Origin of the sequence: Desulfuromonas soudanensis, assembly GCF_001278055.1 — a bacterium.
GTDB classification, from domain to species: Bacteria; Desulfobacterota; Desulfuromonadia; order Desulfuromonadales; family WTL; genus Deferrimonas; species Deferrimonas soudanensis.
In genome coordinates this window covers 155,198-179,388 of the sequence record NZ_CP010802.1, presented here as the reverse complement: position 1 = coordinate 179,388, position 24,191 = coordinate 155,198, and the positions used below count along the sequence as shown (strand labels likewise).

The 24,191-nt window shown below is 63.2% G+C and carries 21 protein-coding genes and 1 pseudogene; 17 read left to right on the top strand and 5 right to left on the bottom strand.

The genetic code is table 11. The features are described 5' to 3' along the window. Window positions 1-123 precede the first annotated feature (123 nt). From DSOUD_RS00795 to DSOUD_RS18230, 5 genes and pseudogenes are all read left to right on the top strand, one after another. Window positions 124-1,650: a YifB family Mg chelatase-like AAA ATPase gene (locus DSOUD_RS00795; protein ID WP_053549208.1), complete on the top strand. Its 1,527-nt coding sequence runs from the start codon at window positions 124-126 to the stop codon at window positions 1,648-1,650. 87 nt (window positions 1,651-1,737) lie between these two features. Beyond that, entirely contained in the window at window positions 1,738-2,187 is a 450-nt protein-coding gene (locus DSOUD_RS18135; RefSeq protein WP_053549207.1) for a hypothetical protein, read from the top strand. Window positions 2,188-2,257: 70 nt separating this feature from the next. Next, window positions 2,258-3,013 (top strand): annotated as a pseudogene (locus DSOUD_RS00785) (ATP-binding cassette domain-containing protein); the annotation flags it as partial. 191 nt (window positions 3,014-3,204) lie between these two features. Beyond that, window positions 3,205-3,990 (top strand): hypothetical protein, encoded by a 786-nt coding sequence (locus DSOUD_RS18235; RefSeq protein ID WP_157671691.1) that lies wholly within the window; start codon window positions 3,205-3,207, stop codon window positions 3,988-3,990. A gap of 163 nt (window positions 3,991-4,153) precedes the next feature. Continuing rightward, window positions 4,154-4,429, top strand: a complete 276-nt coding sequence (locus DSOUD_RS18230; RefSeq protein ID WP_157671690.1) for a hypothetical protein — start codon at window positions 4,154-4,156, stop codon at window positions 4,427-4,429. A 257-nt stretch (window positions 4,430-4,686) separates the two neighbouring features. On the opposite strand, the gene DSOUD_RS00780 is transcribed toward DSOUD_RS18230, so the two are convergent. From DSOUD_RS00780 to DSOUD_RS00760, 5 genes are all read right to left on the bottom strand, one after another. After that, window positions 4,687-4,917 carry a hypothetical protein gene (locus DSOUD_RS00780; protein ID WP_232426477.1) on the bottom strand — a complete coding sequence of 77 codons (231 nt, stop codon included), beginning with the start codon at window positions 4,915-4,917 and terminating at the stop codon, window positions 4,687-4,689. Window positions 4,918-5,041: 124 nt separating this feature from the next. Further along, window positions 5,042-5,326 carry a J domain-containing protein gene (locus tag DSOUD_RS00775; RefSeq protein WP_053549204.1) on the bottom strand — a complete coding sequence of 95 codons (285 nt, stop codon included), beginning with the start codon at window positions 5,324-5,326 and terminating at the stop codon, window positions 5,042-5,044. 203 nt (window positions 5,327-5,529) lie between these two features. After that, entirely contained in the window at window positions 5,530-6,393 is an 864-nt protein-coding gene (locus DSOUD_RS00770; protein WP_198300345.1) for a sterol desaturase family protein, read from the bottom strand. Between the two features lie 214 nt (window positions 6,394-6,607). Continuing rightward, on the bottom strand, window positions 6,608-7,942 hold the full coding sequence (locus DSOUD_RS00765; protein WP_053549203.1) for a sigma-54-dependent transcriptional regulator: 1,335 nt from the start codon (window positions 7,940-7,942) through the stop codon (window positions 6,608-6,610). Further along, entirely contained in the window at window positions 7,939-9,507 is a 1,569-nt protein-coding gene (locus tag DSOUD_RS00760) for an ATP-binding protein (RefSeq protein WP_157671689.1), read from the bottom strand. The genes DSOUD_RS00765 and DSOUD_RS00760 overlap by 4 nt, the downstream gene beginning before the upstream one ends. A gap of 251 nt (window positions 9,508-9,758) precedes the next feature. On the opposite strand from DSOUD_RS00760, the gene nrfH reads away from it, so the two are divergent. The 12 genes from nrfH to DSOUD_RS00700 all read left to right on the top strand — a co-directional run bounded on the left by nrfH (window position 9,759) and on the right by DSOUD_RS00700 (window position 24,177). Next, complete coding sequence (nrfH, locus tag DSOUD_RS00755; RefSeq protein ID WP_053549201.1) at window positions 9,759-10,283, top strand: cytochrome c nitrite reductase small subunit; 525 nt, start codon at window positions 9,759-9,761, stop codon at window positions 10,281-10,283. 27 nt (window positions 10,284-10,310) lie between these two features. After that, window positions 10,311-11,813 carry an ammonia-forming cytochrome c nitrite reductase gene (nrfA, locus tag DSOUD_RS00750; RefSeq protein ID WP_053552242.1) on the top strand — a complete coding sequence of 501 codons (1,503 nt, stop codon included), beginning with the start codon at window positions 10,311-10,313 and terminating at the stop codon, window positions 11,811-11,813. A 298-nt stretch (window positions 11,814-12,111) separates the two neighbouring features. Beyond that, window positions 12,112-13,590: a sensor histidine kinase gene (locus tag DSOUD_RS00745; RefSeq protein WP_053549200.1), complete on the top strand. Its 1,479-nt coding sequence runs from the start codon at window positions 12,112-12,114 to the stop codon at window positions 13,588-13,590. After that, on the top strand, window positions 13,587-14,954 hold the full coding sequence (locus DSOUD_RS00740; protein ID WP_198300344.1) for a sigma-54-dependent transcriptional regulator: 1,368 nt from the start codon (window positions 13,587-13,589) through the stop codon (window positions 14,952-14,954). The genes DSOUD_RS00745 and DSOUD_RS00740 overlap by 4 nt, the downstream gene beginning before the upstream one ends. A gap of 165 nt (window positions 14,955-15,119) precedes the next feature. Continuing rightward, window positions 15,120-15,560: a response regulator gene (locus tag DSOUD_RS00735; RefSeq protein ID WP_053549199.1), complete on the top strand. Its 441-nt coding sequence runs from the start codon at window positions 15,120-15,122 to the stop codon at window positions 15,558-15,560. Further along, complete coding sequence (locus DSOUD_RS00730) at window positions 15,557-17,008, top strand: DegQ family serine endoprotease (protein ID WP_053549198.1); 1,452 nt, start codon at window positions 15,557-15,559, stop codon at window positions 17,006-17,008. The genes DSOUD_RS00735 and DSOUD_RS00730 overlap by 4 nt, the downstream gene beginning before the upstream one ends. A 156-nt stretch (window positions 17,009-17,164) precedes the next feature. Beyond that, complete coding sequence (locus DSOUD_RS00725) at window positions 17,165-18,151, top strand: AAA family ATPase (protein ID WP_053549197.1); 987 nt, start codon at window positions 17,165-17,167, stop codon at window positions 18,149-18,151. Window positions 18,152-18,165: 14 nt separating this feature from the next. Beyond that, a complete protein-coding gene (locus DSOUD_RS00720; RefSeq protein ID WP_096335415.1) occupies window positions 18,166-19,092 on the top strand; it encodes a DUF58 domain-containing protein in 927 nt (308 codons plus the stop codon). Continuing rightward, window positions 19,093-19,590 (top strand): DUF4381 domain-containing protein, encoded by a 498-nt coding sequence (locus tag DSOUD_RS00715; RefSeq protein ID WP_053549195.1) that lies wholly within the window; start codon window positions 19,093-19,095, stop codon window positions 19,588-19,590. Next, complete coding sequence (locus DSOUD_RS00710; protein ID WP_053549194.1) at window positions 19,587-20,585, top strand: vWA domain-containing protein; 999 nt, start codon at window positions 19,587-19,589, stop codon at window positions 20,583-20,585. Before DSOUD_RS00715 ends, DSOUD_RS00710 begins: the two co-directional genes overlap by 4 nt. Beyond that, on the top strand, window positions 20,582-22,465 hold the full coding sequence (locus tag DSOUD_RS00705; RefSeq protein WP_053549193.1) for a VWA domain-containing protein: 1,884 nt from the start codon (window positions 20,582-20,584) through the stop codon (window positions 22,463-22,465). The genes DSOUD_RS00710 and DSOUD_RS00705 overlap by 4 nt, the downstream gene beginning before the upstream one ends. Beyond that, a complete protein-coding gene (locus tag DSOUD_RS00700) occupies window positions 22,459-24,177 on the top strand; it encodes a BatD family protein (protein WP_053549192.1) in 1,719 nt (572 codons plus the stop codon). Before DSOUD_RS00705 ends, DSOUD_RS00700 begins: the two co-directional genes overlap by 7 nt. Window positions 24,178-24,191: the final 14 nt, after the last annotated feature.

Sequence of the window (24,191 nt, the reverse complement as noted above, 5' to 3'; positions counted from 1 at the left end):
ACATCTCCATCTTCTTCGCAACAGAAAAGCCCCGGGCCGCCAGCGAATATCGCTTGCCGCGCCGGGGCTTTTCTGTTAAGGATTGGACCTCGCTAATCATGATCCGATCCTGCGGAGGTCCCTATGCTCGCCAAAGTCCTGTCCGGCGCCCTCATCGGCATCGACGCCTACCCCGTCGAGGTGGAAGTCGACATCGCCCAGGGGCTCCCCCAGTTCTCCACCGTCGGCCTCCCCGAGGGGGCGGTGAAGGAGAGCAAGGACCGGGTCAAATCGGCGATCAAGAATTCGGGGTACGAATTTCCGCCCCGGCGCATCACCATCAATCTGGCGCCGGCCGATATCAAGAAGGACGGCGCCGCCTTCGATCTCCCCATGGCCGTCGGCCTCCTCTGCGCCACCGGCGTCGTCAAGCCCAAACACAAACGCTACCTCTTCATGGGGGAACTCTCCCTCGACGGCCGGATCAAGCCGGTGCGCGGCGCCCTCGCCGTCGCCGTGGCGGCCCGCACCTGGGAAATCGACGGCCTGATCCTCCCCGTGGACAACGCCGCCGAAGGAGCGATCGTCGACGCCCTGCCGGTCTACGGAGTGCGGGATCTCGGCGAAGTCGTCGACTTTCTCAACGGCCTGACCGAGCTCCAGCCCTTCCGGGTCGACGTCGCCGACCTCTTTTCGAAGGCGGCGGCCCATCCGGAGAACTTTTCCGAAGTCCGCGGCCAGGAGCACGTCAAGCGCGCCCTCGAGGTCGCCGCCGCCGGCGGGCACAACCTCATCATGGTCGGCCCCCCCGGCAGCGGCAAGACGATGCTCGCCCGCCGCCTGCCGACCATCCTCCCCCCCTTGGGCTTCGACGAGGCGCTGGAGACGACGAAGATCCACTCCATCGCCGGGCTCCTCGGCGGAGCGCACGCCCTGGTCGCCGTCCGCCCCTTCCGCTCCCCCCACCACACCATCTCCGACGCCGGACTCATCGGCGGCGGCACCTATCCCCGCCCCGGCGAAGTCTCCCTGGCCCACAACGGCGTCCTCTTTCTCGACGAGCTCCCCGAATTCAAGAAGAACGTCCTGGAGATGCTCCGCCAGCCGCTGGAAGACTGCCAGGTCAGCATCAGCCGTGCCGCCCAGAGCCTCACCTACCCCGCCGCCTTCATGCTGGTGGCGGCCATGAACCCCTGCCCCTGCGGTTTCGCCGGCGACTCCCTGCGGGAGTGCATCTGTGCCCCGCCGATGCTGCAGCGCTACCGCTCCCGGCTCTCCGGGCCGCTTCTCGACCGCATCGACCTCCACGTCGAGGTGCCGCGGGTCCTGCACAAGGATCTCGCCGACCCCGTGGACGGCGAAGGGAGCGAACCGATCCGCCGGCGGGTCGAGGCCGCCCGCGCCCTCCAGGAGGAGCGCCTGGCTCCCTACAACCTCCACTGCAACGCCCACATGCAGTCCCGCCATATCCGCAAATTCTGCGCCGTCGACAGCGACGGCCACAGGCTCCTCGAAATGGTCACCGACCGCCTCGGCCTCTCGGCCCGCAGCTACTCGCGCATCCTCAAGGTGGCGCGGACCATTGCCGACCTGGCCGGCCACGAGCAGATCAGGCAGGAACACCTCGCCGAGGCGATCCAGTACCGCTCGCTCGACCGCAAGCCGGGGTAAGGGGCGTTTACCGTTCAAAGAGAGGGTCCGTGTTGTTTCCTGCCAGTGCGCCGCGCTGCGGCTCTTTCACCCACAGGAGGGGATTTTATGCAAAAGATTCCACAGATCACCATCTACGCCCGGCAAGCCGGGGTCGCCATCTCCCCCTTCGAGCGTCGCAGCGAAGGGAGGCCGGCCGAAGGGCGCATCGTGCTGCGCTTCTTCCGTCTGGAGAGCGGCAGCAACGCGATCCGTTTCATCGTCGAACCCTTTGAAGCCTTCGCCCTGTACCGCAAGATGCACAGGATTGCCAGCGACGGCGGGCAGGAGAGTCTCACCCACACTTTTACCGGCCCGGAGGGGGAGGTCCAGACGCGCCTGACGGTCGAACGCTGGGCGCGCAACGACAAGAGCGGTTATGCGCTTGCCGTGCAGCGCGGCGAAGAACAGCTCAACGTGCCGGTTCAGGCGGAGCAGTTCCTGTTTGCCGCCGAATTCCTCCGTCACCTGTCGCTGCAGCAGGCCTGGGTCGAGGAGTTGGAGCGTGCGGTTGGATAAGCAGGGGCAGGGCCGCCTGATTGAAAGCGCTCTACCTCCTCCCGCTTACGTTGACACGGTTTGTGGCGACCGCTTAGCCAGTCGACTCGACATGCCGCAGGAACCGCACACCCTCACTCCCAATCGCGAGAATGTCGGTATAGGGCGAATCGACATGATCGATCTTGCTTTCCGTTACTCCGAGAATCATCCCTGGCTCTACCGTAACCTGAACCTTTCCTTTAAACCCGGTCATCTGACCGTGTTGTCCGGCGCCTCTGGCTGCGACAAGAGCACGCTGGCCAAGCTTCTGCTCGGCTTCTATCTTCCGCAGGAAGGGAAAATCGCCCTGGATGGCAAGGATATCCGCTATCTCGCGGCCAACGAACTGCGTAGCGTCTTTGGCGTGGTGCCACAGGAAACGGTGCTTTTCTCCGGTACGCTCTACGATAATCTGGTGATGGCACATCCCCATGCGACTTTCGCTGAGGTGATTCAGGCCTGCAAGGCCGCGGAGATCCATGAGGTCATCGAATCGCTCTCCGAAGGCTATCAGACCGAGATTGGCGAGCGTGGTACGGGGTTGTCCGGTGGACAGCGGCAACGCCTCGCCATTGCCCGGGCGTTACTTAAAAAGCCCAAGATTCTGATCTTTGATGAAGCGGTTTCCAATCTCGATCAACATACGGCGGAGCTGTTCGCCAAAACCATCAACAAGCTCAAGGGCAAGGTGACGATGTTGTTTATTACCCATCAGGTGCCTAAGGGGTTGCAGGTGGATGAGGTGGTGGAGCTTGGTGCGATTGTTCGGCAGATGGGTTTGGTTGAGGAGGCGCAGGCGGGGTGATGAAGAAGTTGTGGACCTGTTTTTGGGGTTAAAAATGAGCCTATAGCGTCTAAAAACGTACTTTTATGGGATGATATTTCTGTAAAAACAGTTGGTTAGGTTGGTCCGACCCCGGCACCCCGGCACCAGTTAAGTTGATCCGACCCCGGCACCCTACACCTATGGCCTAATTGAGAGGAGCACAAAGACCAATGATTGATTCAGATAACAACGAAGAGACTTCTGAGCAGGACAAGGTAAGACGCCGGGAAACAAGTCTGTTGCAAAGGGGCATAGTGACCCTTTTATGGGCTCTGATCTGCCTTGCTTTGGTGATTTACTGGTACGCATCGCCGATAATGGCACTTTTTGTCGTTTGCGCTACCTATATGCTTGCCGGTTATTGTCGCAAGCGTTACCAAGCTCACATGCTGCCCTCATCGTTCACCACCCGGTTACGCAGAAATGAATTGTATCAAATTTATGTAGTGCGGGCTGTACGCCGACCAGGAACCCATCTTCTGCTCTGGGTCGCTCTCATCGCATCTGTTTTTACCGTAGGCAATTGGGTGGATTCTTTAAATCCTGTTTTGAAGCTCGAAGAAATGGAATCAAGAACAGGTTCAGTAGTAAAAGTGGTCACACGCCAGCATGTGGGAACTCGGAAGGGATGTGGGGATAGAGTCTATCTAGAGACAGGAGATGGCACAATCATTCAATACAATGGATTATTGAATAATGATGCTTTAAGAATTCTGAGCGGCAGAGTAACCACTGATGTAACCATATGGAGCCGAAGAAAAATAAAGTTACCACCATGTGCAGTTACGAATTGGATCGCGCAAGTGCAAATTGGGACCAAAGTTGTTAATCGATATGACATACATATGAGTGAAAAGGGTAGGAAATGGTTATTAAGATTTAATATTATCTATCCGGTAATAGGATTCTTAGCATTTTTTGGCATCTGGCTGACCGATAAAAAAGTTAACAATTAACTGTCAAGATGATTAGAAGGGGAGAAAAATAAGTAAGAAACTTACTAACGAAACTATTGAAGCTATTCTCGTTGCCGATGATTTAGCAACCCATCCGGTCGAAGTTACCAATGCCATAGTAAGCGGCATTAAAGATGATCCCGTTGGTTCTGCTGCTAGTGTCTTGGATATAATCGATACTTTTTTATCTGCTGCAAAATTAGCGGGGAAAAATGTCCCTGGTCTAAATGTGCCAGCAACAATGCTTTCCTTAGAAAGTAACAGAGAGCAAGCAGCAGAAGAGTTAAGCACGGGTGACGGCAAATTATCGGATGGCACCTATATGAGCATAGCTAGCGATTTCGTGGGCATTGGTTCAATTATACTTGCAGCCGGTGCTGTTGTCGCGGGAGCTCCAGTGGTTTTGACTGTTGCAGCAGTTGCGGCCACTGTAGATTAATGCTGTTCGGGGTCGGACCTAACTAAGAGTATGAAATTAAAACGAAAAGTGTCAATTTTACCCCCAAAAAGAGGCTTATGGGTCGATTTTCAGGGGCAAAAATAGGCCTATAACCCAAAAACAGGTCTCCAGTAAGAAGCAGTGGCGTTGATTTCTCAGGATTGAAGCCCACCCTCATCCCTTGCGGCAGTCCGGACATAGATCCAACAGGGATCAAGGAGAAACTTTATATGCGACCGCACTTCGTGGCCTGATTGCTAGAAATCATCATCTACCGATGTGGTCTGTGCCCGAATTCGTTGAGGAAGCAGGGCGACCTTGTTCCTGATCTGCTCCACCTGCTTTGAAAGCGGGTACGTGTCCTGTTTAAACAGGGGGATGCCAACCAGTGTTGCGACTTCAAAGACGAGGCCGAGGGCACAGCCCATATCGCCCCTTTCAATCTTTTGCAGGAGCCCTGGAGATGTCGGCACGCTCAGCCAGTTCATTTTCTGTCCATCTTTTTTGTTTGTGCCCCAGTTTGATTTGCACACCCATGCCCCTGCGGTTTCGCCGGCGACGCCCTGCGGGAGTACCGCTCCCTGGACCACAAACCGGGGTGAGACCAACGGGCTAGCCACCCCAGATCGGATCCTGGGCAAATTGCTGGCGCAGCCGCTCCTCCGGCCTCTGCTCCAGGAACTCCTCCCGGCTGAAGGAAAACCGGTAATCGCGGCAGTAGGCCAAAAGGATCTGATAGGCGGCGTTGATCTCCCGGATACGATCATTTTCGCTGCCGCCGGCATCGGGATGATGGCGCTTGACCAGGGCCCGATGCCGGGCCTTGATCTCCTGTAGCGAGGCCTTCCCCGTGAGGGAGAAGACATCCAGTGCCTCTCTCAGATCTTCGAACTCCATTCGATTGCCTCAGCCTTCCATCCGTCTAAAAAACACCCTCCGCCCACCAACACCCTCCGAAAGAGCATCGCCGACAATCGGGTCTATCCCAGTCGCGAGCCTGAAACGGCAGCGATCAGGACATAGTCCAGACCGGTCGACATCCTCGGGAAGGTTATAGCCTGCTGCCAGGCCGATTGAGCGCCGGCCAAATCTGCCCTGACTCAGGGAGCCAGGGAGCTCTTATCCTCGGCGGGGCCTGTCCTGACGGGAACGATGCCGTCGGCCCGGCGCCAGTAGTCGCGCTGGGTCCGAAAGGGCGCCAGCAGGGCGTTGCCCAGGGAGTTGTCCCGGTCCCCGGCATAGCCCGGGATGCCGATGTCGATCTCACTTTGCGGGATATTGAGCCGCAGGGATCGGTGCAGGCGGTCCCAGAAGGAGAAGAGGGTGGCGTAATTGGAATTCGTCTCCCCCGGCACCTGGGAATGATGGATGCCGTGCATGCGCGGGGTGACCAGGAGACGCACGAGCAGACGTTCGCTTCCGATGGGCAGGCGCAGGTTGCTGTGCTGGAAGAGGGTGCCGGCCTGAAAGACCGCTTCGTAGAGCAGATAGCTGCCGAGGGAGGGGCCGATCAGGCCGATCTGCGCGACGCGGAAGGCCGAGGAAAAGGCGAGCTCGCCGAAGTGGAAGCGAAAGGCGGTGGAGACGTCCATATCGGGGTCGAGGTGGTGGACGTTGTGGAAGCGCCACAACAGGGGGATGCGGTGGTTGGCCCGATGCCACCAGTAGAAGGTGAGATCCATCAACAAAAAAGCCAGGAGCGGCCGGACGGCCGGGGGAATCGCCGCCAGCTGCGCCAGGCCGAAGCCGCTGTCCCCGGTCCAGCCGAGCATCGCCTCGGCGGCGGGGCGCACCGTGAGCGAGACCGTCACGAAGGCCACAGCGGCAAAGCTCAGGTTGACCGTGAGTCGCCCCAGCAGCGGCCGCTTCACCCGCCGCAGGGGAATGAAGCGCTCCGACAGGAAGAGTAAAAGGGCGAGGCCGCCAAAGACGGCACCGGTGATCAGCGTTTCTTGCATCGGCATCTACTCCAAATCCTGCGGGGCCTGACATCTAGCCATAATGGCTGGGAGGCCCGACCGGCAGGCCTTCGGCGGCCCATTCGTCCGCGCCGTCAGAGTTCTTGTCTACCCGAAAGCCCCGCTCACCCAACACCTTTCGGCCCGCTCCTCCATCCGCATCCTCAAGATGGCGCGGACCATTGCCGATCCGGCCGGAGAAGGGGCGATCCGGGACTGCTCACCGCTCATACTGCTTCAACTTCTCCCACAGGTTTTTGCGGCTGATGCCGAGAAGGGCGGCGGCTTCGGTCTTGTTGCCGCCGGTTTTCTCCAGCACCCGGTCGAGGCATCGCCGCTCGGCCCTGGCAACGGCCGCAGCCAGGTTGTCCTCTTCGTTCTCCCTCTCCGGGCTTCCGCCGCGGATTTCCACCGGCAGATCCCAGAGCTGGATTTTCGCCGCCGGAGCCAGCACCGAAATCCTCTCGAGGAGATTGCGCAGTTCCCGCACGTTGCCGGGATAGGGATAGTGCTCCAGGGCCCGGCGCGCATCGGCGGAAAGCTGGAAACAAAGCCCCCTCTCCCGGCCGAACTCCCGGAGGAAAAAGTCGGTGAGTTCGAGGATGTCCCCGCCGCGCAGGCGGAGGGGAGGGACTTCCACCGGAATCACCTGCAGCCGGTAGAAGAGATCCTGGCGAAACCTCCCCCCCTGCACCTCTTCGGCGAGATTTTTCGAGGTCGCGCAAAGGACCCGGACGTCGATGGGTATGGGGTTTCTCCCCCCCACCCGATCGATCTCCTTCTCCTGCAGCACACGCAGCAACTTCACCTGCAGCTCCAGGGGCATGTCGCCGATCTCGTCGAGGAGGATAGTCCCCTGATCGGCGAGTTCGAATTTTCCGGTGGCCGTCCGGTCGGCGCCGGTGAAGGCCCCTTTTTCGTGGCCGAAGAGTTCCGACTCCATCAGGCCGGCGGGGATCGCCGCGCAGTTCACCCGGACGTAGGGCTTGTTGGCGCGGCGGCTTTCGAAATGAATGGCCGCCGCCACCAGTTCCTTGCCGGTGCCGCTTTCGCCGTGGATAAGGACCGAGGAATCGGAGAGGGCCACCTGACTGATCAGACTGAGGAGTTTCTGCATGGGGGGACTCGACCCGATGATCGGCCGGCGCTTGCCGCAGCAATGCTCCAGGGAGACGCAGCGGGCCTTGATCGTCTGCATCTCCAGCAGCCGGTTGATGCGAAAGGTCAGGTCATCGAGGTCGAAGGGTTTGAGGATATAGTCCGCCGCCCCCTGGCGCAGACAGGCCACGGCATTGTCGGTGCTGCCGTGGGCGGTCATCATGATCACCTCGGTGCGCGGCGCCAGGCGCTTCACTTCGGCAAGCAATTTCTCCCCGTCCAACCCCGGCATGCGGATATCCGAGAGGATCAGCTCGTAACGGTTCTTTTTGACCAGCTCGAGAGCCGCCGATCCGGTGGCGGCCTCCTCGACCGACCACCCCTGGCTGCGCAGGTGGTCGAGGACGGTGATGCGCATGATCTCTTCGTCTTCGGCAACAAGGATGCGCGGGGTCATGATGGCCTCTCCTTTCCGGGTTCATCGTCTTTGGACAGGGGAAGGTTGACAGTGAAGACGGCTCCCCCCTCCTCGCCGTTGCGGACCCTGAGCTCCCCCCCCATCTGCGTGACCAGGGAATGGGAGACGGAGAGGCCGAGGCCGGTCCCTTCACCGACCTCCTTGGTGGTGAAAAAGGGTTCAAAGATTTTCCCCAGGTGCTCCGGCGCGATCCCCGGCCCGGTATCGGCGATTTCCACGAGGAGCCGGTCGTTCTCGATGCGACTTGCGGCCCGGAGGATCCCCGGGCCTTCCCCCATGGCCTGGACCGCATTGCCGACGAGGTTCATCACCACCTGGCGCAGGGCCTCCATGCCGACGAGGAGTGACTCCGGCAGGTCGAGGTGCAGGTCGAGGGTGAGGTTTTTCCGCCCCATGCAGGTCAATTCCAGGCATTCGCGAATCATCTCGTCGACCTTTCCCCGCCGCAGCTCGAGCGGTTCCTTGCGGCTGATATTGAGCAATTGCCTGACCGTTCCCTTGATGCGGTCGACCCCCTGCCCCAGCAGATCCAGATAGCGGAGCTGCAGCTCCGGTTGGTCCATGCTTCTTTTCATCGTCTGGATGCAGTTCTGCATCCCCCCCAGGGGGTTGTTGATTTCATGGGAAATCCCCGCGACCAGGCGCCCCAGGGCGGCCTGCTTTTCTCCCTGGAAGACCTGTTCACGGGTGGCGTCGAGCTCCAGCTGGGAGCGCTCTAGACGCTGGCAGAGTTCCCGGTAATGGCGGGCCAGGGCGCCGATTTCATCGTTTTCTTCCGGGGACAGAGACGTTTCAGGAGGGCGGCGGTCGGGGTAGCGATCCATTTCCCGGGCGAGAATTTTCAGCCGCTTGGCCACCAGAACTTCAAAGAGGAAAAAGATCGCCAGCGCGACCATGGCCATGGTCGCCAGGGCGATGTTGAGCAGCATGCGGTTATTGGTCCGGATCTCGGCAAAGGCCAGGTCCATGGGGATGGTGACATTCATCCCTCCGCGGATATCGCCGACTCCGTACCCCTGGTCGCCGTGGCACTCCAGGCAATGACTGTCGACCTTGAGCGGGGCCATGTAGCGCAGCCGGTAGCGTCCTGCGATTTTTTCGATCTCCACCTCCTCTTCGGCCCCCCTTTCAAAGGCCAGGAGGGCGCGCCGCTCAAAGGGGTCGGGAGCGTTTGCCGGGTTCACCGGCTTGAGGCTGGTGACGTTGAATTGCCCCACCCCTTCCCTGGCGGCATAGGCGGAGAGTTCCCGGGTGACCATGGCCGGGTTGCGCTTCACCAGAGAGTTCCCCTGCTCATCCCGGATCTCCCCCTGCAAAAGGAAGGGATTGTTCTCGACTCCCGGCCCCTTCATGAAGAAGAGGCCGTCGTGATCGGCGACCCATTGCCGGGTGAGGCGGATCTGGTGAAAGAGCATCTTGGCCTGGTTGGTGGCCTGCTCGACGACGAGCTCCTCCTGGAAGCCGGAGGTCCGGTAAAAGGTGACGCCATAGGAGCAGCCGATCACCAGGCCGATGAGGAGAATGAATTTGGTTCTTAACTGCACGGCAATGGACCCTCGTCTGGTGGGAGGAAGAGCCGCACCCAGGGCGGCGGCGAAAACCAACGCTACCGTACGGTAACACAGGTCCCCTCCCGATGGCTACTTCCGGGTAACGGCTGCGGCGCTTGACAATCGCAAGTATTGATATTAACTCTACTTTAAGTCTGGCACAACCATTGCTATCAATAAACTGCAAGACTTGAACCTCCCGGCATCACCGGGGCCCCATCAACCCAACACGCGAAGGGCTGTTTATGAAAACCGGAAAGGCAATGCAGTACGTGGCCACCTGTTGCGTCGTAGCGGCGATCGCACTCTTCGCCTATGTGGTGTACGAGTCGAAAATGCTCTCCTACCTGTCGAGCGACCCGAAGGTCTGCATCAACTGCCATGCCATGAACACCCACTATGCCACCTGGCAGCACAGCTCCCACCGCGACCGCGCCACCTGCGTGGACTGCCACCTGCCGCGGGATTCCTTCGTCCGCAAGATGCTGGCCAAATCGAGGGACGGCTACAATCATTCCCTCGCCATGACCCTGGGCACCTACGGCAACAACCTGAGAATCACCGCCCATGCCGCCCGAAGGATACAGGCCAATTGCATCTCCTGTCACCGGGAAACCGTCTCGCAGATGATGGCCAACAGCGAGCTTTATCACCGCCAGGACGACCTTCCCATGGGGCGGCCCTGCTGGGAATGCCACCGCAGCCTCCCCCACGGCACGACGCGGAATCTCATGGCGACGCAGAACAATCTCGGCGTCAAGGAATTATAAAAACCTCAACACGGAGAATTGAAGATCATGAAGAAATCGTGGCTTGTCACCCTCGTATCGGTCGTCATCATGGCCCCCATGCTCCTCCTGGCCGTTTCCATCAAGGACAACAAGGCGGACCAGCAGACCATCAACGCCGTCCCCGACATCAAAAAGCTCGACCCGCGAAGTTCCGAATGGGGGCGGTATTTCCCCCGTCAGTACGATTCCTACATGAAGACCCGCAAAAGCGATGAAATCAAGGACGTCCTCAAGGAAGAGCCCGCCCTGGTGGTCCTGTGGGCGGGGTACGGCTTCTCCAAGGACTACAATGCGCCCCGCGGCCACTTCTATGCCCTTGAGGACAATATCAATACCCTGCGGACCGGCGCCCCGGTGGACGCCAAGACCGGTCCCATGCCGACGGCCTGCTGGACCTGCAAATCCCCCGACGTGCCGCGATACATCGACAAGAACGGCGAACTCGACTACTACACGGGAAAATGGGCCCGGCTCGGCGGCGAGATCGTCAATCCCATCGGCTGCGCCGACTGCCACGACAACAAGACGATGAAGCTCACCGTGACCCGGGATTATCTCCCCAGGGGACTCGATGCCGAAGGGACTCTCAAATTCGCCGAGGCCTCCCACCAGGAGATGAGAACGCTCGTCTGCGCCCAGTGCCACGCCGAATACTACTTCAAGAAGACCGAATGGACCGACAAACAGGGGGACAAACAGGTGGCGGCCGTGGTCACCTTCCCCTGGGACAACGGCCTGGCGGCCGAAGACATGGAGGAGTACTACGACCAGAGGGGCTTTTCCGACTGGACCCATCAGCTGAGCAAGACCCCGATGCTCAAGGCCCAGCACCCCGGTTACGAGATGTTCGTCACCGGAGTCCACGCCAAGAACGGCCTCTCCTGCGCCGACTGCCACATGCCCTACGTCCGCGAGGGGGGGGTCAAGTATTCCAGCCACAAGGTCGGCAGCCCGCTCGAGAATATCGCCGACACCTGCCTGAACTGCCATCAGGGAACGGAAAAGGAGTTCCGTGAGACGGTGGCGCGGAAGCTCGAGCGCAAGAATGAACTCTCCCGCGCCGCCATGGGCGTGCTCGCCAAGGCCCATCTCGAAGCGGCCAAGGCCTGGGAGCTGGGGGCGACGGAAGAGGAAATGAAGGGAGCCCTGCAGGACATCCGCCACGGCCAGTGGCGCTGGGATTTCGCCATCGCCTCCCACGGCTCCTTTTTCCACGCCCCGGAAGAGACGTTGCGGGTCCTGGGGGGCGCCATCAACAAGGGGCAGGAAGCCCGCCTCAAGCTGCGCACCGTTCTGGCCAAGTACAAGGCCGCCGACTACCAGGCCCCCGATTTTTCCACCAAGGAGAAGGCCCAGGAGCTCATCGGTCTCCCCTTCGGCAAACTGGTGGAGGAGAAGAAAGTCTTTCTCGACGGCCTCAAGAGCCGGTGGTTCGAGGAAGGGAAGGCCAAGGGGATCTACGACCCCAAATCCCGGGAAGGGATGCAGCTTAAAACCTCCTACAACTAGGACTTGCCAAGGCTGACCGCCTGAAGAAAAAGAAGGCCCTCCCTGCGACAAGCGGGGAGGGCCTTCTTTTTGCCGAACGAGCCGCCCGAAACCGCAACCCCATCGGCGCGAAGAGGAATGCCGTCTTTCGGAAGGGACTCGACCAGGGTGGGCGTTCCCACCACAGGATCAATGTCCTCCTGGGATATCGCATATCGCGGAACCCTTGACAGCTCTTTCCCTGAGTAGCAGGATAAGGACTCTTCTTTTCCTGGCCGCCTTCACCACCCTTTTTGCCATCCAACCGCGGTGATCATCGATGCGCCTGACCCTGAAAATCACCATGGCCATCCTCCTCGGGGTGGTCCTCCTCTTCTCCCTGCACGCCTATCTGTCCATCCAGCGCGAGAGAACCCAGCTCAAGGAGAGACTGAGCCGCGAAGCCCTCCATCTCGGCCAGAGCCTCCGGGTCATGCTCGGCGACATCTGGAAGATTGGCGGAGAAGGGGCGGCTCTCAATTTTCTCGAGCGCTCCAATCTGGTCAGCGGTTCCTTCACCGTGCGCTGGGTCTGGATTGACGGGGGAACGGAAATGCGCTACCGCCCCCGTGTCCCGGTGGAAAAGCTCTCCGCGCTCAACAAGGGGGAGTCCGTCTCGCTGCTGGCCGAGTCGAGCGCCGGCCATGACTTTTTAATGACCTATCTCCCCCTGGTCACCGGCGGAGGACGGCTCGGCGCCATCGAACTCAGCGAGTCGATGGATGAACTGCACGGCTACGTCAGGGAAAGCCTGCGCCGCTCCGCCCTGCTGGTGGCGGCGACCATCGGCTCGGCACTCCTGCTGATGGCGCTGCTGGGAAATATTTTGGTCAACCGCCCCCTGCGCCTCCTCACCGAAGAGGCGGAACGGATAGGGGCCGGAGACTTTTCCACGGCCCTGACCCTTTCAGGACGGGATGAACTGGCCGGCCTCGCCGTGACCATCGACCGCATGCGCGGCCAGCTCGACGAAGCCCGGCAGGCGGAACAGGCGGCCAACGAGGCCAAGCTCTCGGCCCTGGAGAAACTGCGGCATACCGAACGCCTCGCCACCCTCGGGCGCCTTTCCGCCGGCATGGCCCACGAGCTCGGCACCCCCCTCAATGTCATTGCCGGCCGCGCCAAGCTCATCGCCTCCGGGGATCTCTCCCCGGAGGACACCACCCGCTCGGCACGGATCATCGGCGAGCAGTCCGAGCGGATGACGACGATCATGCGCCAGCTGCTCGATTTCGCCCGTCGCGGCGAGGGGCGCAAGCAGCCGGTGGAACTGAACCGCCTCCTCCGGGGGACGGTGGATCTCCTGGCGCCGACCGCCAAAAAGGAAGGGGTCGAAATGCAACTGAAGATCCAGGACGAACCGGCCAGGGTGAACGCCGACTCCGGACAGTTGCAGCAGGTGCTGCTCAATCTCGCCATGAACGGCATCCAGGCCATGCCCCGGGGGGGGACCCTGACCTTTTCCCTCGACGGAAATTGTGATCCGAGCCTCACCGCTCCCCCAGGGACCTGGGCCGGAAGCTGGTGCCGCATCCGGGTCGAGGACCAGGGGGAAGGGATCGCTCCGCCCGACCTCCCCAGGATCTTCGATCCCTTTTTCACCACCAAGGAGATCGGCCAGGGGACGGGTCTCGGCCTCTCCATCGCCTACGGAATCGTCGAGGAACACGGCGGATGGATCGAAGCCGCCAGCACGCCCGGCCAGGGGAGCATCATCAGCGTCTACCTGCCGCAGATCGTCGACGGAGAAAACGCATGAAACAAACGAAAGTGACCGGGCGCATCCTGCTCATCGATGACGACCGCGCCCTGGGCGAACTCCTTGAGGAAACCCTGACCCGCCGCGGCCATTTCATCCGAAGCGCCCTCAGCGCCCCGGCGGCGGCTGAGATCCTCCACCGGGAAGAGATCGACGTGGTGCTGACCGACCTCAACATGCCGGGGCCGAGCGGCATCGAATTCTGCGGGGAGCTGCAGGCCAACCGCCCCGACCTGCCGGTGGTGATCATGACCGCCTTCGGCTCGCTGGAGACCGCGATCGCCGCCCTGCGTGCCGGAGCCTACGACTTCGTCACCAAGCCCGTCGATTTCGATCTTCTCGGCTTCACCCTGGAGCGGGCCCTGGAACACCGTCACCTGCAGGAGAAGATCCGCCTTCTCAAGGAGGAGGTTCGCCACCGCAGGCCAGGGGACGAATTGAGGGGCGAAAGCCCGGCCCTGCAGACGATCCGGGAACAGATCAGCCGCATCGCCGACCTGGATACCTCAATCCTGATCAGCGGCGAAAGCGGCACCGGCAAGGAGCTGGTCGCCCGGGCCCTCCATCGCCAGAGCCGGCGCGCTCAGGGTCCCTTCGTCGCCATCAACTGCGCCGCCCTCCCGGAAAATCTCCTCGAAAGCGAACTCTTCGGCCACGTGCGCGGCGCCTTCACCGATGCCCGGGACAACCGCCTCGGCCTCTTTCTCGAGGCCTCCGGCGGCACCCTCTTTCTCGACGAAATCGGCGATCTCCCCCTCCCCCTGCAGCCGAAGCTGCTGCGCGTCCTGGAAGAACGGAAGGTCCGCCCCCTGGGGGGGAGCCGGGAAATCGATTGCGATGTGCGCATCGTCGCCGCCAGCCATCGCAACCTGACCGAGTCCGTGCGCGAGGGGACCTTCCGCAGGGATCTCTTCTACCGCCTCAACGTCATCCAGCTCGACCTCCCGCCGCTGCGGGCTCGCGGCAACGACATCCTGCTTTTGGCCCAGGACTTCATCCGGGAAATGGCTCTTCGCTTCAACAAATCGGTGACCGGCCTCTCCGAACCGGCGGCCGCCCGGCTCCTCTCCTACCCCTGGCCGGGAAACATCCGCGAGCTGCGCAACGTCATCGAGCGGGCCCTGGCCCTGACGCGCCACGACCGCCTTACCGTGGAAGACCTTTCCGACCCTATCGGCCACCCCAGGGGGGAGAGATCACCCTTCTCCGGTCCCCCTGACGGGGACGCCCTGATCCCCCTGGCGGAGATGGAGCGCCGCTATATTCGCCAGGTCCTCGACCAGGTCGACGGCAATCAGACCCTGGCGGCGCGCATTCTCGCCGTCGACCGCAAGACCCTCTACCGCAAATTAAAAGAGGACTGATTCTCCCTTCTCCCTTCTCCCTTCTCCCCGCCTCATCGAGGCATTTTGCCCCGATGAGGCAGGATGCCCCGGGACCCCGGAAAGCCAACTCCCCGATTTAACGCAACTCCTCCCTGGCACGCAGGTTGCTCCTTAACCCGAGTAACCCCTTGCCGGAGTGCCGCGATGAAAGAAATCAACAGAACCGCCCCCTACCCGAAGATTCTCCTCGCCGAAGACGATTCCGACCTGCGGGAACTCCTGGCCTTCTCCCTCTTTCGCGCCGGTTTTTCCGTGACCACCTGCTCCAACGGCCTGGAGCTCCTCGAACGGCTGGAGCCGACTCCGACCCCCGGGGAGAAGATCTATGATCTGGTTCTGACCGATCTGCGCATGCCGGCCCTGACCGGACTCGAAGTCCTCGAAACGCTCCATGACCTCCCCCGCCGCCCTCTCTTCATCTGCATGACCGCCTTCGGCGACAGCGCCACCCACGCCCGGGCGCGAAAACTCGGCGCCTCCTTCACCATCGACAAACCCTTCGATATCGATCGGCTGATCTCTCTGATCGACTCTCTCTGTCCGAAGGAAGTCAACGGAGCGCCTCACCCAAGGAGTGCATCATGATCGAAAAATCCAGACGTCTCATCCTCCCCCTGGTCCTGCTGACAGCCCTGATCCTGAGCGGGCTCCCCTTTTCCTCCGGGGCCGGAGCCCAGGAGCAGGGGATTGAAAATCTCCGCCAGAGCGGCCAGGCCTTCCGCAGCGTCGCCAAAAAGGTCTCTCCGGCGGTCGTCTTCATCAAGGTGGAAAAATCGATCCCCGTCTCCACTGGGATGAACGGCTTCTCCTCCCCGGACGAAGAGTTTTTCCGCCATTTCTTCGGCCAGCCCCCCCGGTTTAAAGGACCCGAACGTTCGCCGCGGAACCGCCAGGAGATGGGCCAGGGTTCCGGTTCCATCATCTCACCCGACGGCTATATCCTCACCAACAATCATGTCGTCGGCGAGGCCGATCGGGTCCAGGTCCAACTGCAGGATGGGCGCGAGTACGAAGCGAAAATCGTCGGCACCGATCCTCCGACCGACCTGGCGGTGATCAAGATCGACGAATCGGACCTCCCTTTTCTGCGTCTCGGCGACTCGGACCAGCTTGAGGTCGGCGACTGGGTCCTTGCGGTCGGCAACCCCTTCGGCCTCTCCCACACCCTGACCGCCGGGATCGTCAGCGCCAAGGGACGCAGCGGCATGGGGCTCAACGACTACGAGAATTTCATTCAGACCGACGCCGCCATCAACCCGGGAAATTCCGGCGGTCCCCTGGTGAACCTTGATGGCGCAATGGTCGGTATCAACACCGCCATTTTCAGCCGCAGCGGCGGGTCGATGGGGATCGGTTTCGCCATTCCCGTCAATATGGCCAAACAGATCCGCGATCAGCTCATCGAGCACGGCCAGGTCACCCGCGGTCGCCTCGGCGTCTATATCCAGGAACTGACCAAGGAACTCGCCACCTCCTTCGGCCTCGATTCCGACCAGGGGATCCTTGTCTCCCAGGTGATCAAGGACTCCCCGGCGGAAAAGGGGGGACTCAAGCGGGGCGACGTCATTGACAAACTCGACGGGGAAAAGGTCGACAAACTGGCCGATTTCCGCAACAGGATCGCCCTGACCCCTCCCGGCTCCAAGGTCGCCCTGGGGATTATGCGAAATGGCGCGGCCAGGGAAATCAGGGTCACCATCGGCAATCTGGACGCCGGCCAAACGGCGGGTACCGTCGGGGGCGGCGACCTTCCCAGGCTCGGACTCGGCCTGCAGCCCCTGACCCCGGAACTCGCCGAACGACTCGGCTACCAGGGGGAAAAGGGGGTTCTGGTCGCCGCCGTCGAAGCGGGTTCGGCGGCGGCCGAAGCCGGCATCGAGCGCGGCGACCTGATCCAGGAGATCGACCGCCAGGCCGTCTCCACCCCGGAGGAGGCCGGCAAAATCCTCAAAGAGACCGGCGGTAAGACCCACCTCCTTCTCATCCGGCACGGCGCGGCCACCCGCTACCTGGCCCTGAAAATCGGCGATTGAAATAAATCCGGGCCGTTTTCCCGGGAATCTTCCGATCCTCCCGGCCCCGGAAAAGATCCCGGGGCCGGGAACACCGGGCTTGATTCTCTCCGGCCGGAATGGCTATAGTGCCCCTTTTGCGGCAGCTTGCTTTTTTTCGACAAAGGATAGATTCCGATGGATTCCGTACAGTCTCGTTTTACCCAGCTCTCCGGCGCCCTCAGCCGGCAGATCATCGGTCAGTCCCAGCTGGTCGAGCGCCTCCTTCTCGCCCTTCTGGCCGACGGCCACCTCCTCGTCGAGGGGGCCCCGGGACTGGCCAAGACCCGGGCGATCCGCGAACTCGGCAAGCGCCTGGAGGGGAGTTTCCATCGCATCCAGTTCACCCCCGACCTCCTCCCCGCCGATCTCACCGGAACCGATATCTATCGCCCCCAGGACGGCTCCTTTGTCTTTCAGCCGGGACCTCTCTTTCACAACCTGATCCTCGCCGACGAGATCAATCGGGCGCCGGCCAAGGTCCAGTCGGCCCTCCTGGAGGCGATGGGGGAACGGCAGATCACCGTCGGCCAGAAAACCTATCATCTGACCGACCCCTTTCTGGTCATGGCGACCCAGAATCCCATCGAGCAGGAGGGGACCTACCCCCTCCCCGAAGCCCAGCTCGACCGCTTTCTCCTCCACATCCGCATCGACTACCCTCCCGTGGAAACGGAGCGGCAGATCCTCGCCCTGGCCCGGGCCGAAGCCGTCGCCGGGATCGGCACGCCCGGGAGCGCGAGCCTCGAGCCCGAGGTGCAGCGTCTCTCCGTCGCCGACCTGCACCAGGCCCGCCAGGAGGTTTTCGCCCTGCACCTGGCGGACAATCTCGAAGAATATCTGCTGCAGATCATCCTCGCCACCCGTCGTCCGCAACCCTACGGCGACGACCTGGCCGGCGCCATTCAGTACGGCGCCAGTCCCCGGGCCAGTATCGCCCTCGATCGCTGCTCCCGGGCCCGGGCCTGGCTGGCCGGCCGGGACTACGTCTCTCCGGAGGACATTCAGAATCTGGCCTTCGACGTTCTGCGCCACCGGGTCATCCTCAGCTACGAAGCGGAAGCGGGCGGCATGACCGTCGACCGCCTGGTCGGAGAGCTGATCGCCCGGATCCCCGTCCCCTGAACCGGATGACCGCCATGTTGCCGCCGAGCCCATCTCCCGTCACCATCGACCTGCCGGGCCTCATCGCCCTGCGCCACCGCCTTTCGGGGACGGGCCGGCCGTCGGCACCGTCCTCGGCCGCCGGTCAGGGGACCTACCGCACCCGGTTTCGCGGCCGGGGGATGGAGTTTGCCGAGGTGCGCGCCTATGAACCGGGGGACGATGTGCGCAGCATCGACTGGCGCGTCACCGCCCGGCGCGGCAAGGTCCACACCAAGCTCTTTCACGAAGAGCGCGAAAGGCCGGTCCTGCTGGTCGTCGACTACCGCCGCCCGATGTTTTTTGCCACCCGCGGCCGCTTCAAGGCGGTGCAGGCATCCCGACTCGCCGCCCTCCTCGCCTGGCAGGCCCTGGGAAACGGCGACCGGGTCGGCGGCGTTCTCTTCTCCGAAGAACATCACCGCGAGCTGCGCCCCAAATCGGGAAAGGGGGGGGTGCTGCAACTGTTGCGGCAGATGGTGGAGAACCCCGCCTGGCAGCGTCCCCCCCGCCGCCCCTTCGAACCCCGCCAGCGCCTGGGCGCGACCCTGCAGCGGCTGCACCGGGTCGCCCGCCCCGGCAGCCGGATTCTCCTCCTCAGCGATTTCGCCCAGTGGGATCCGGAGGTGGAGAAAGAGTTGACCCTTCTCGGCCGCCACTGCGAGCTCACCCTGGTGCACTGCTACGATCCCCTCGAAGCGCAGCTCCCCCCGGCCGGGACCTACAGGGTCAGTGACGGAGCCACCGATCTGACCATCGCCAGCGGCGATGGAGCCGCCCACCGGCGCTACCGGGAGGGTTTTGCCGCCTTTCGCCGGCAGCTCGAAGACTTCTCCCTGCAGCACCGCTGCCGCTACCTCGGCCTGCAGACGGGCGACGACCCCCTCGGTCTTCTGCAACCGGGCGCAAAAGGAGGGCTCTAGGTGCCGTCACCCGCCGCCATCTCTGCAGAAGCGCTGCCGCTGCGCGACATCCACCTCCCCGCCGCCATCGGATGGTGGCCCCCCGCCCCGGGATGGTGGCTCCTCCTCGGATTGGGGGTCCTCCTTTTGGCCGGGGTGTGGTTGCTTCGGAGGCGCCATCGCCATACCCGCAACCGCCGCCTGGCGCTGGCGGAACTCGAAGAGCTGGCCCAGGGACCGACCGAGGGGCAGGCCGCCGCCCTCTCCAGGCTGCTGCGACGGGCGGCGCTCTGTTATTTCCCCCCTGCCGACTGTGCCGGACTCTGCGGCGAGGCCTGGCTCGAATTTCTCGACCGCCCCTTTGCCGACCGTCCTTTTTCCCAGGGGGTCGGCCGCTTCCTCCTCGATTCCCCGTACCGGCAAAATGCCGAAATGGACGGTCCGGCCGTTATCGAACTCTGCCGCCGCTGGCTGCAACACCTCCCCGGCGACGGCGCCCGGGCCCGGAGGAACCGATGATCCATTTCGCCTGGCCCTGGGCCCTTGTCCTCCTCCCCCTCCCCTGGCTGATTCACCGCCTTGCCCCCCCGGCGCCGGTCGCCGAAGAAGCGGCTCTCTGGGTGCCGAGCCTCGACCCCTTTGCCCCGGTCCGTCATGAACTCGGCCGGCGCGGCAGGAGTCGTTTTCTGCTGCTGGCGGCCCTCCTCGGGTGGCTGCTGCTGCTTGTAGCCAGCGCCCGCCCCCAGTGGCTCGGCGCTCCCGTCGAACTGCCGAGAAGCGGCAGGGACCTGGTGCTGGCCGTCGATATTTCCGGGAGCATGCAGACCGAGGATTTCCGTCTCGGCGACCGGACGGTCGATCGGCTCACCGCCCTCAAGGCCGTCGCCGGAGACTTCATCGACCAGCGTGTCGGCGACCGCCTCGGGCTGATCCTCTTCGGCGAACAGGCCTATGTGCAGACGCCGCTCACCTTCGACCGTCAGACCCTGAAACAACTCCTCGACGAGGCGGTGATCGGCCTGGCCGGCAACAAGACCGCCATCGGCGATGCCATCGGCCTGGCGGTGAAGAGACTCAAACCCGAGGAGGGGCGGCAGCGGGTGCTGATCCTCCTCACCGACGGCGCCAACACCGCCGGCCGGATTCCCCCTCTCAAGGCCGCCGAACTCGCCGCCGGACAAGGGCTCAAGATCTACACCATCGGCCTCGGCGCCGATACCATGGAGGTGCCCAGTCTCTTCTTCTCCCGGACCGTCAACCCCTCGGCCGATCTCGACGAGGAGACGCTGACGGAAATCGCCGCAAAAACCGGCGGGCGCTATTTCCGCGCCCGGGACACCGAGGCGCTCGCCGAGATCTACTCCCTTCTCGACCGACTCGAACCGGTGGAACACGAGAAGGATATCTACCGGCCGGTGACCGAACTCTATGTCTGGCCGCTCGGTCTCTCCCTCGGCCTGGCGGTGCTGCTGATCGTGCTGCAGACCGTGCCGGCTCTGCGGAGGAGCGCATGAACGAATTCCATTTTTTGCGCCCCGCCTGGCTTCTGGCCCTCCCGGTGCTCCTCGCCCTCTTTTTCTGGCTGTGGCGCCGCCGGCTGGCCAGCCGCAGCTGGGAGGCGGTCTGCGACCCCGAACTCCTCCCCCATCTCCTCCTCGGCCGCTCCCAGCGCCGCGCCCACTGGCCCCTCTACCTCCTCCTCGGTGCCCTGCTGCTGGCCGACCTCTCCCTGGCCGGTCCGGCCTGGCGAAAGGAGCCCCAGCCCCTCTTCCGCCACCAGTCGGCGCTGACGATCCTCCTCGACCTCTCCCGCTCCATGAACGCGGCCGATCTGAAGCCGAGTCGGATGGAGAGGGCCCGCCTGAAGATCAAGGACCTGCTGCGCCTGCGCCGCGAAGGGCAGACCGCCCTCGTCGCCTTTGCCGGAGACGCCTTTGTGGTCACCCCCCTGACCGAGGATACCAACACCATCGCGTCCCTCCTCGACAGCCTCGACCCGGAGCTGATGCCGGTGCAGGGGAGTGCGCCGCAGAACGCCATCGAGCTGGGGAGGGAGCTGCTGTCCCAGGCCGGACTGACGAAGGGACGGCTGCTGCTGGTCACCGACGAGGATCGTCCGCAAAAGGTCATGGAGGCCGCCGAAAAGCTCCGCCGGCAGGGGTACGATCTTTCCGTCCTCGGAGTCGGCACCGCCGCCGGAGCGCCGATACCGCTCCCCGAGGGGGGCTTCCTGAAGGATGACCAGGGGAGCCTCGTCCTCCCCAGACTCGACGAAGGGGGACTGGGCCAACTCGCGCAGGCCGGAGGAGGAACCTATCGCCGTTTGACCGTCGACGACAGCGATCTGCAGGGGCTTCTGGCCGGAATGGAGACCCATCGCCTCGACCAGGCCAAAAAGCAGACCGGGGCGGAGGGAGCGCGCTGGCGTGAGGAAGGGGTCTGGCTCCTCTGGCCGCTGGCCCTCCTGGCTCCCCTGGGGTTTCGCCGCGGCTGGCTGGTGCTGCTGGCCCTCATCCTTTTGCCCGCGCTGCCGGCCCAGGCTTCTTCCTGGTCGGACCTCTGGCAGAGGCCGGACCAGAAAGCGGCGGGCGCCTTCGCCACTCAGCAGTACGACCAGGCCGGGAAGGACTTTCAGGACCGGCGCTGGAAAGCGAGCGCCCTGTATCGCGCCGGCCGTTACCAGGAGGCGGCCGAAGCCCTGTCCCAACCGGAGAGCGCCGACGACTGGTACAACCGGGGGAACGCCCTGGCCCGCAGCGGTGACCTGCCGCAGGCACTCAACGCCTATGAAGAGGCGCTCAAGCTCCATCCCGAGGATGCCGACGCCCGGACCAACAGGGATCTGGTCAAAAAGGCTTTGGACAGGGAGGAGCAAAGGTCGGGGGAAGAGGAGGATCAGGACCAGAAGGATCAGAAGGACCAGAAGGATCAGAAGGACCAGACGGACCCGAAGAGCGGGGAGGGCGATCCAGGGTCGAAGGGTGCGGCATCGCCGCAGGAGAGCGGCACGGGCACCCCGCCTCAGAACCCGGAGACGTCGCCTCAGGGGGAGGAACCGAAGGAGAACCCCGGGGGAAATTCCGACAAAGCGTCCGCTCCGCCGGGAAAACCGGACGACGGGGAGCAAAACGGCGGGGAGAAGAAGGAAGCAGCTTCGGATGGGGGGGGAGAACAAAACCCGGCCAGGGGGACCCCCGCGGCGGGGACGGAGGAGGACCCGGCTCAAACGTCAGAGGCGGCCCCAAGCGAGGAGAGCCCCTCAACGGAAGAACAACGGGCGTCTAAGCAATGGCTGCAGCGCATCCCCGATGACCCCGGCGGCCTCCTGCGGCGCAAATTTCTCTATCAGTACCGGCAACGCGGCCGGCAGATGGAAACGGATCGACCATGGTGAAAACAAGACGCATCCTCTCTCTTTTTCTGCTCCTCCTCTGTCTGGCGCCGCAGTGGGCCGTAGCCGCCGAGGTCCAGGCCGTCGCCAACCGGGATCGGGTTCCCCTGGGAGAGAGCCTGCAGCTGCAGCTGCGGGTCCAGGGGAGCCCCGATGGCGAAGCCGACCTCAGTCCGCTGAGCACCGACTGGGAGGTTCTCAGTCGCTCCCAGAGCAGCCAGATGCAGATCATCAACGGGGACTTCAGCCGCTCCCTGATCACCACCCTCTCCCTGATGCCGCGGCGGGAAGGGGACCTGAGTATCCCCGCCCTCTGTTTCGGCAGCGACTGCAGCATCCCCCTGCCGATCAAGGTCACGGCACCCGGCAAGGAGAGCGGCGGGACGGGGGTTGCCGAGCTCCTCCTCGAAACGGAGGTCGCCCCGGACAGGGTCTTCAGTCAGGGACAGTTCCTTCTCAGGGTCCGACTGCTGCACCGGGTCGACCTGCTGCAGGGCTCCCTGAGCGAGCCCCAGCCGACCGGCGTCGACACCATGATTCAGAAGCTCGGGGAAGATCAAAGCTACGAGACCCGCCGCGGCGGACAATCCTATCAGGTCATCGAACGCAGCTATGCTCTCTTCCCTCAGGGCAGCGGGACCCTGAACATTCCTCCGCTGCAGTTCGACGGCGGGATCGGCCGCACCGCCTTCGGCCGGGGGGCAAAACGGGTTCGCAAATTCTCCGAACCGGTCCAAATCGTAGTTCTCCCCCCTCCGGCAGATCTCGGCCGACGCGCCTGGATTCCCGCCCGGTCCCTCCTTTTGAGCGATGACTGGCAGGGAAAGGAGCTCAAGCTTACGGTCGGCGATCCGGTGACACGGACCCTCACCGTAAAGGCCGAAGGGCTCCAGGCCGCCCAGTTGTCTCACCTGCCGCTCCCCCTCCCGGAGGGGTTCAAAAGCTACCCCGACCAGCCGAATCGCAGGGACGAGGTCACGGCCGCCGGAGTCACCGGGACCCTGCAGCAGAAAACCGTCCTGATCCCGACCCGCCCGGGGACGTACCTCCTCCCGGCCATCGATCTCGACTGGTGGGATACCGCCGCAGGAGAGTGGAAGCAGGCCCACCTCGACCCCGTCGAAATCAAGGTGAGCCCGGCCCCGGGGAGCGCTGTCGCCGTCCCTCCGGGGGAGCCGTTCCCGGCCGAGGGTTCCGAACCCGCCGCCGCCAATCCCGCCGCCGAGCCACCCTTTTCCCCGGCGGCCGGAGAGTCCGGTTTCTGGCCCTGGCTCAGCCTCGCCCTCGGTCTCGGCTGGCTGGCAACGCTCCTCCTCTTCTTCCAGCAGCGACGGAAGTTGCCCCGGCCTGCGCCCCGGCCCGAGGACGACACCCCCGCGCTCCGGGAAAAGGCCGCCATTCAGGCGGTCCTGAAGGCCGCCGCCAAGGACGATCCCCGGGCGACGCGGCAGGCCCTCGGCGCCTGGAGCCGCACCCTCTGGCCTGAAGACGGGCGCCCGGATCTGGAGAGGCTGAGTCGGACGGAACCCGCTCCCTTAGGCACGGAGATCGAAGGACTCAACCGCGCCCTCTACGCCCGGAGCGAAGGGACCTGGACGGGGGGACCCCTCATCGAGGCCCTCCGCCAACGGCAGGTGTCCCAGCAAGGCCGAAAGGAAAGCGACAGACTCCCCGATCTCTACCCCCCCGCCCCACCCTGCCACCGGAGAGATTGATTCCTCTCCGCTCC

Bases quoted from the DNA above. Each gene is read 5' to 3' on its own strand.
- DSOUD_RS00795 (WP_053549208.1), top strand. From the start codon at position 124: ATGCTCGCCAAAGTCCTGTCCGGCGCCCTCATCGGCATCGACGCCTAC.
- DSOUD_RS18135 (WP_053549207.1), top strand. From the start codon at position 1,738: ATGCAAAAGATTCCACAGATCACCATCTACGCCCGGCAAGCCGGGGTC.
- DSOUD_RS18235 (WP_157671691.1), top strand. From the start codon at position 3,205: ATGATTGATTCAGATAACAACGAAGAGACTTCTGAGCAGGACAAGGTA.
- DSOUD_RS00780 (WP_232426477.1), bottom strand. From the start codon at position 4,917: ATGAACTGGCTGAGCGTGCCGACATCTCCAGGGCTCCTGCAAAAGATT.
- DSOUD_RS00775 (WP_053549204.1), bottom strand. From the start codon at position 5,326: ATGGAGTTCGAAGATCTGAGAGAGGCACTGGATGTCTTCTCCCTCACG.
- DSOUD_RS00770 (WP_198300345.1), bottom strand. From the start codon at position 6,393: ATGCCGATGCAAGAAACGCTGATCACCGGTGCCGTCTTTGGCGGCCTC.
- DSOUD_RS00765 (WP_053549203.1), bottom strand. From the start codon at position 7,942: ATGACCCCGCGCATCCTTGTTGCCGAAGACGAAGAGATCATGCGCATC.
- nrfH (WP_053549201.1), top strand. From the start codon at position 9,759: ATGAAAACCGGAAAGGCAATGCAGTACGTGGCCACCTGTTGCGTCGTA.
- nrfA (WP_053552242.1), top strand. From the start codon at position 10,311: ATGAAGAAATCGTGGCTTGTCACCCTCGTATCGGTCGTCATCATGGCC.
- DSOUD_RS00745 (WP_053549200.1), top strand. From the start codon at position 12,112: ATGCGCCTGACCCTGAAAATCACCATGGCCATCCTCCTCGGGGTGGTC.
- DSOUD_RS00740 (WP_198300344.1), top strand. From the start codon at position 13,587: ATGAAACAAACGAAAGTGACCGGGCGCATCCTGCTCATCGATGACGAC.
- DSOUD_RS00735 (WP_053549199.1), top strand. From the start codon at position 15,120: ATGAAAGAAATCAACAGAACCGCCCCCTACCCGAAGATTCTCCTCGCC.
- DSOUD_RS00730 (WP_053549198.1), top strand. From the start codon at position 15,557: ATGATCGAAAAATCCAGACGTCTCATCCTCCCCCTGGTCCTGCTGACA.
- DSOUD_RS00725 (WP_053549197.1), top strand. From the start codon at position 17,165: ATGGATTCCGTACAGTCTCGTTTTACCCAGCTCTCCGGCGCCCTCAGC.
- DSOUD_RS00720 (WP_096335415.1), top strand. From the start codon at position 18,166: ATGTTGCCGCCGAGCCCATCTCCCGTCACCATCGACCTGCCGGGCCTC.
- DSOUD_RS00710 (WP_053549194.1), top strand. From the start codon at position 19,587: ATGATCCATTTCGCCTGGCCCTGGGCCCTTGTCCTCCTCCCCCTCCCC.
- DSOUD_RS00705 (WP_053549193.1), top strand. From the start codon at position 20,582: ATGAACGAATTCCATTTTTTGCGCCCCGCCTGGCTTCTGGCCCTCCCG.
- DSOUD_RS00700 (WP_053549192.1), top strand. From the start codon at position 22,459: ATGGTGAAAACAAGACGCATCCTCTCTCTTTTTCTGCTCCTCCTCTGT.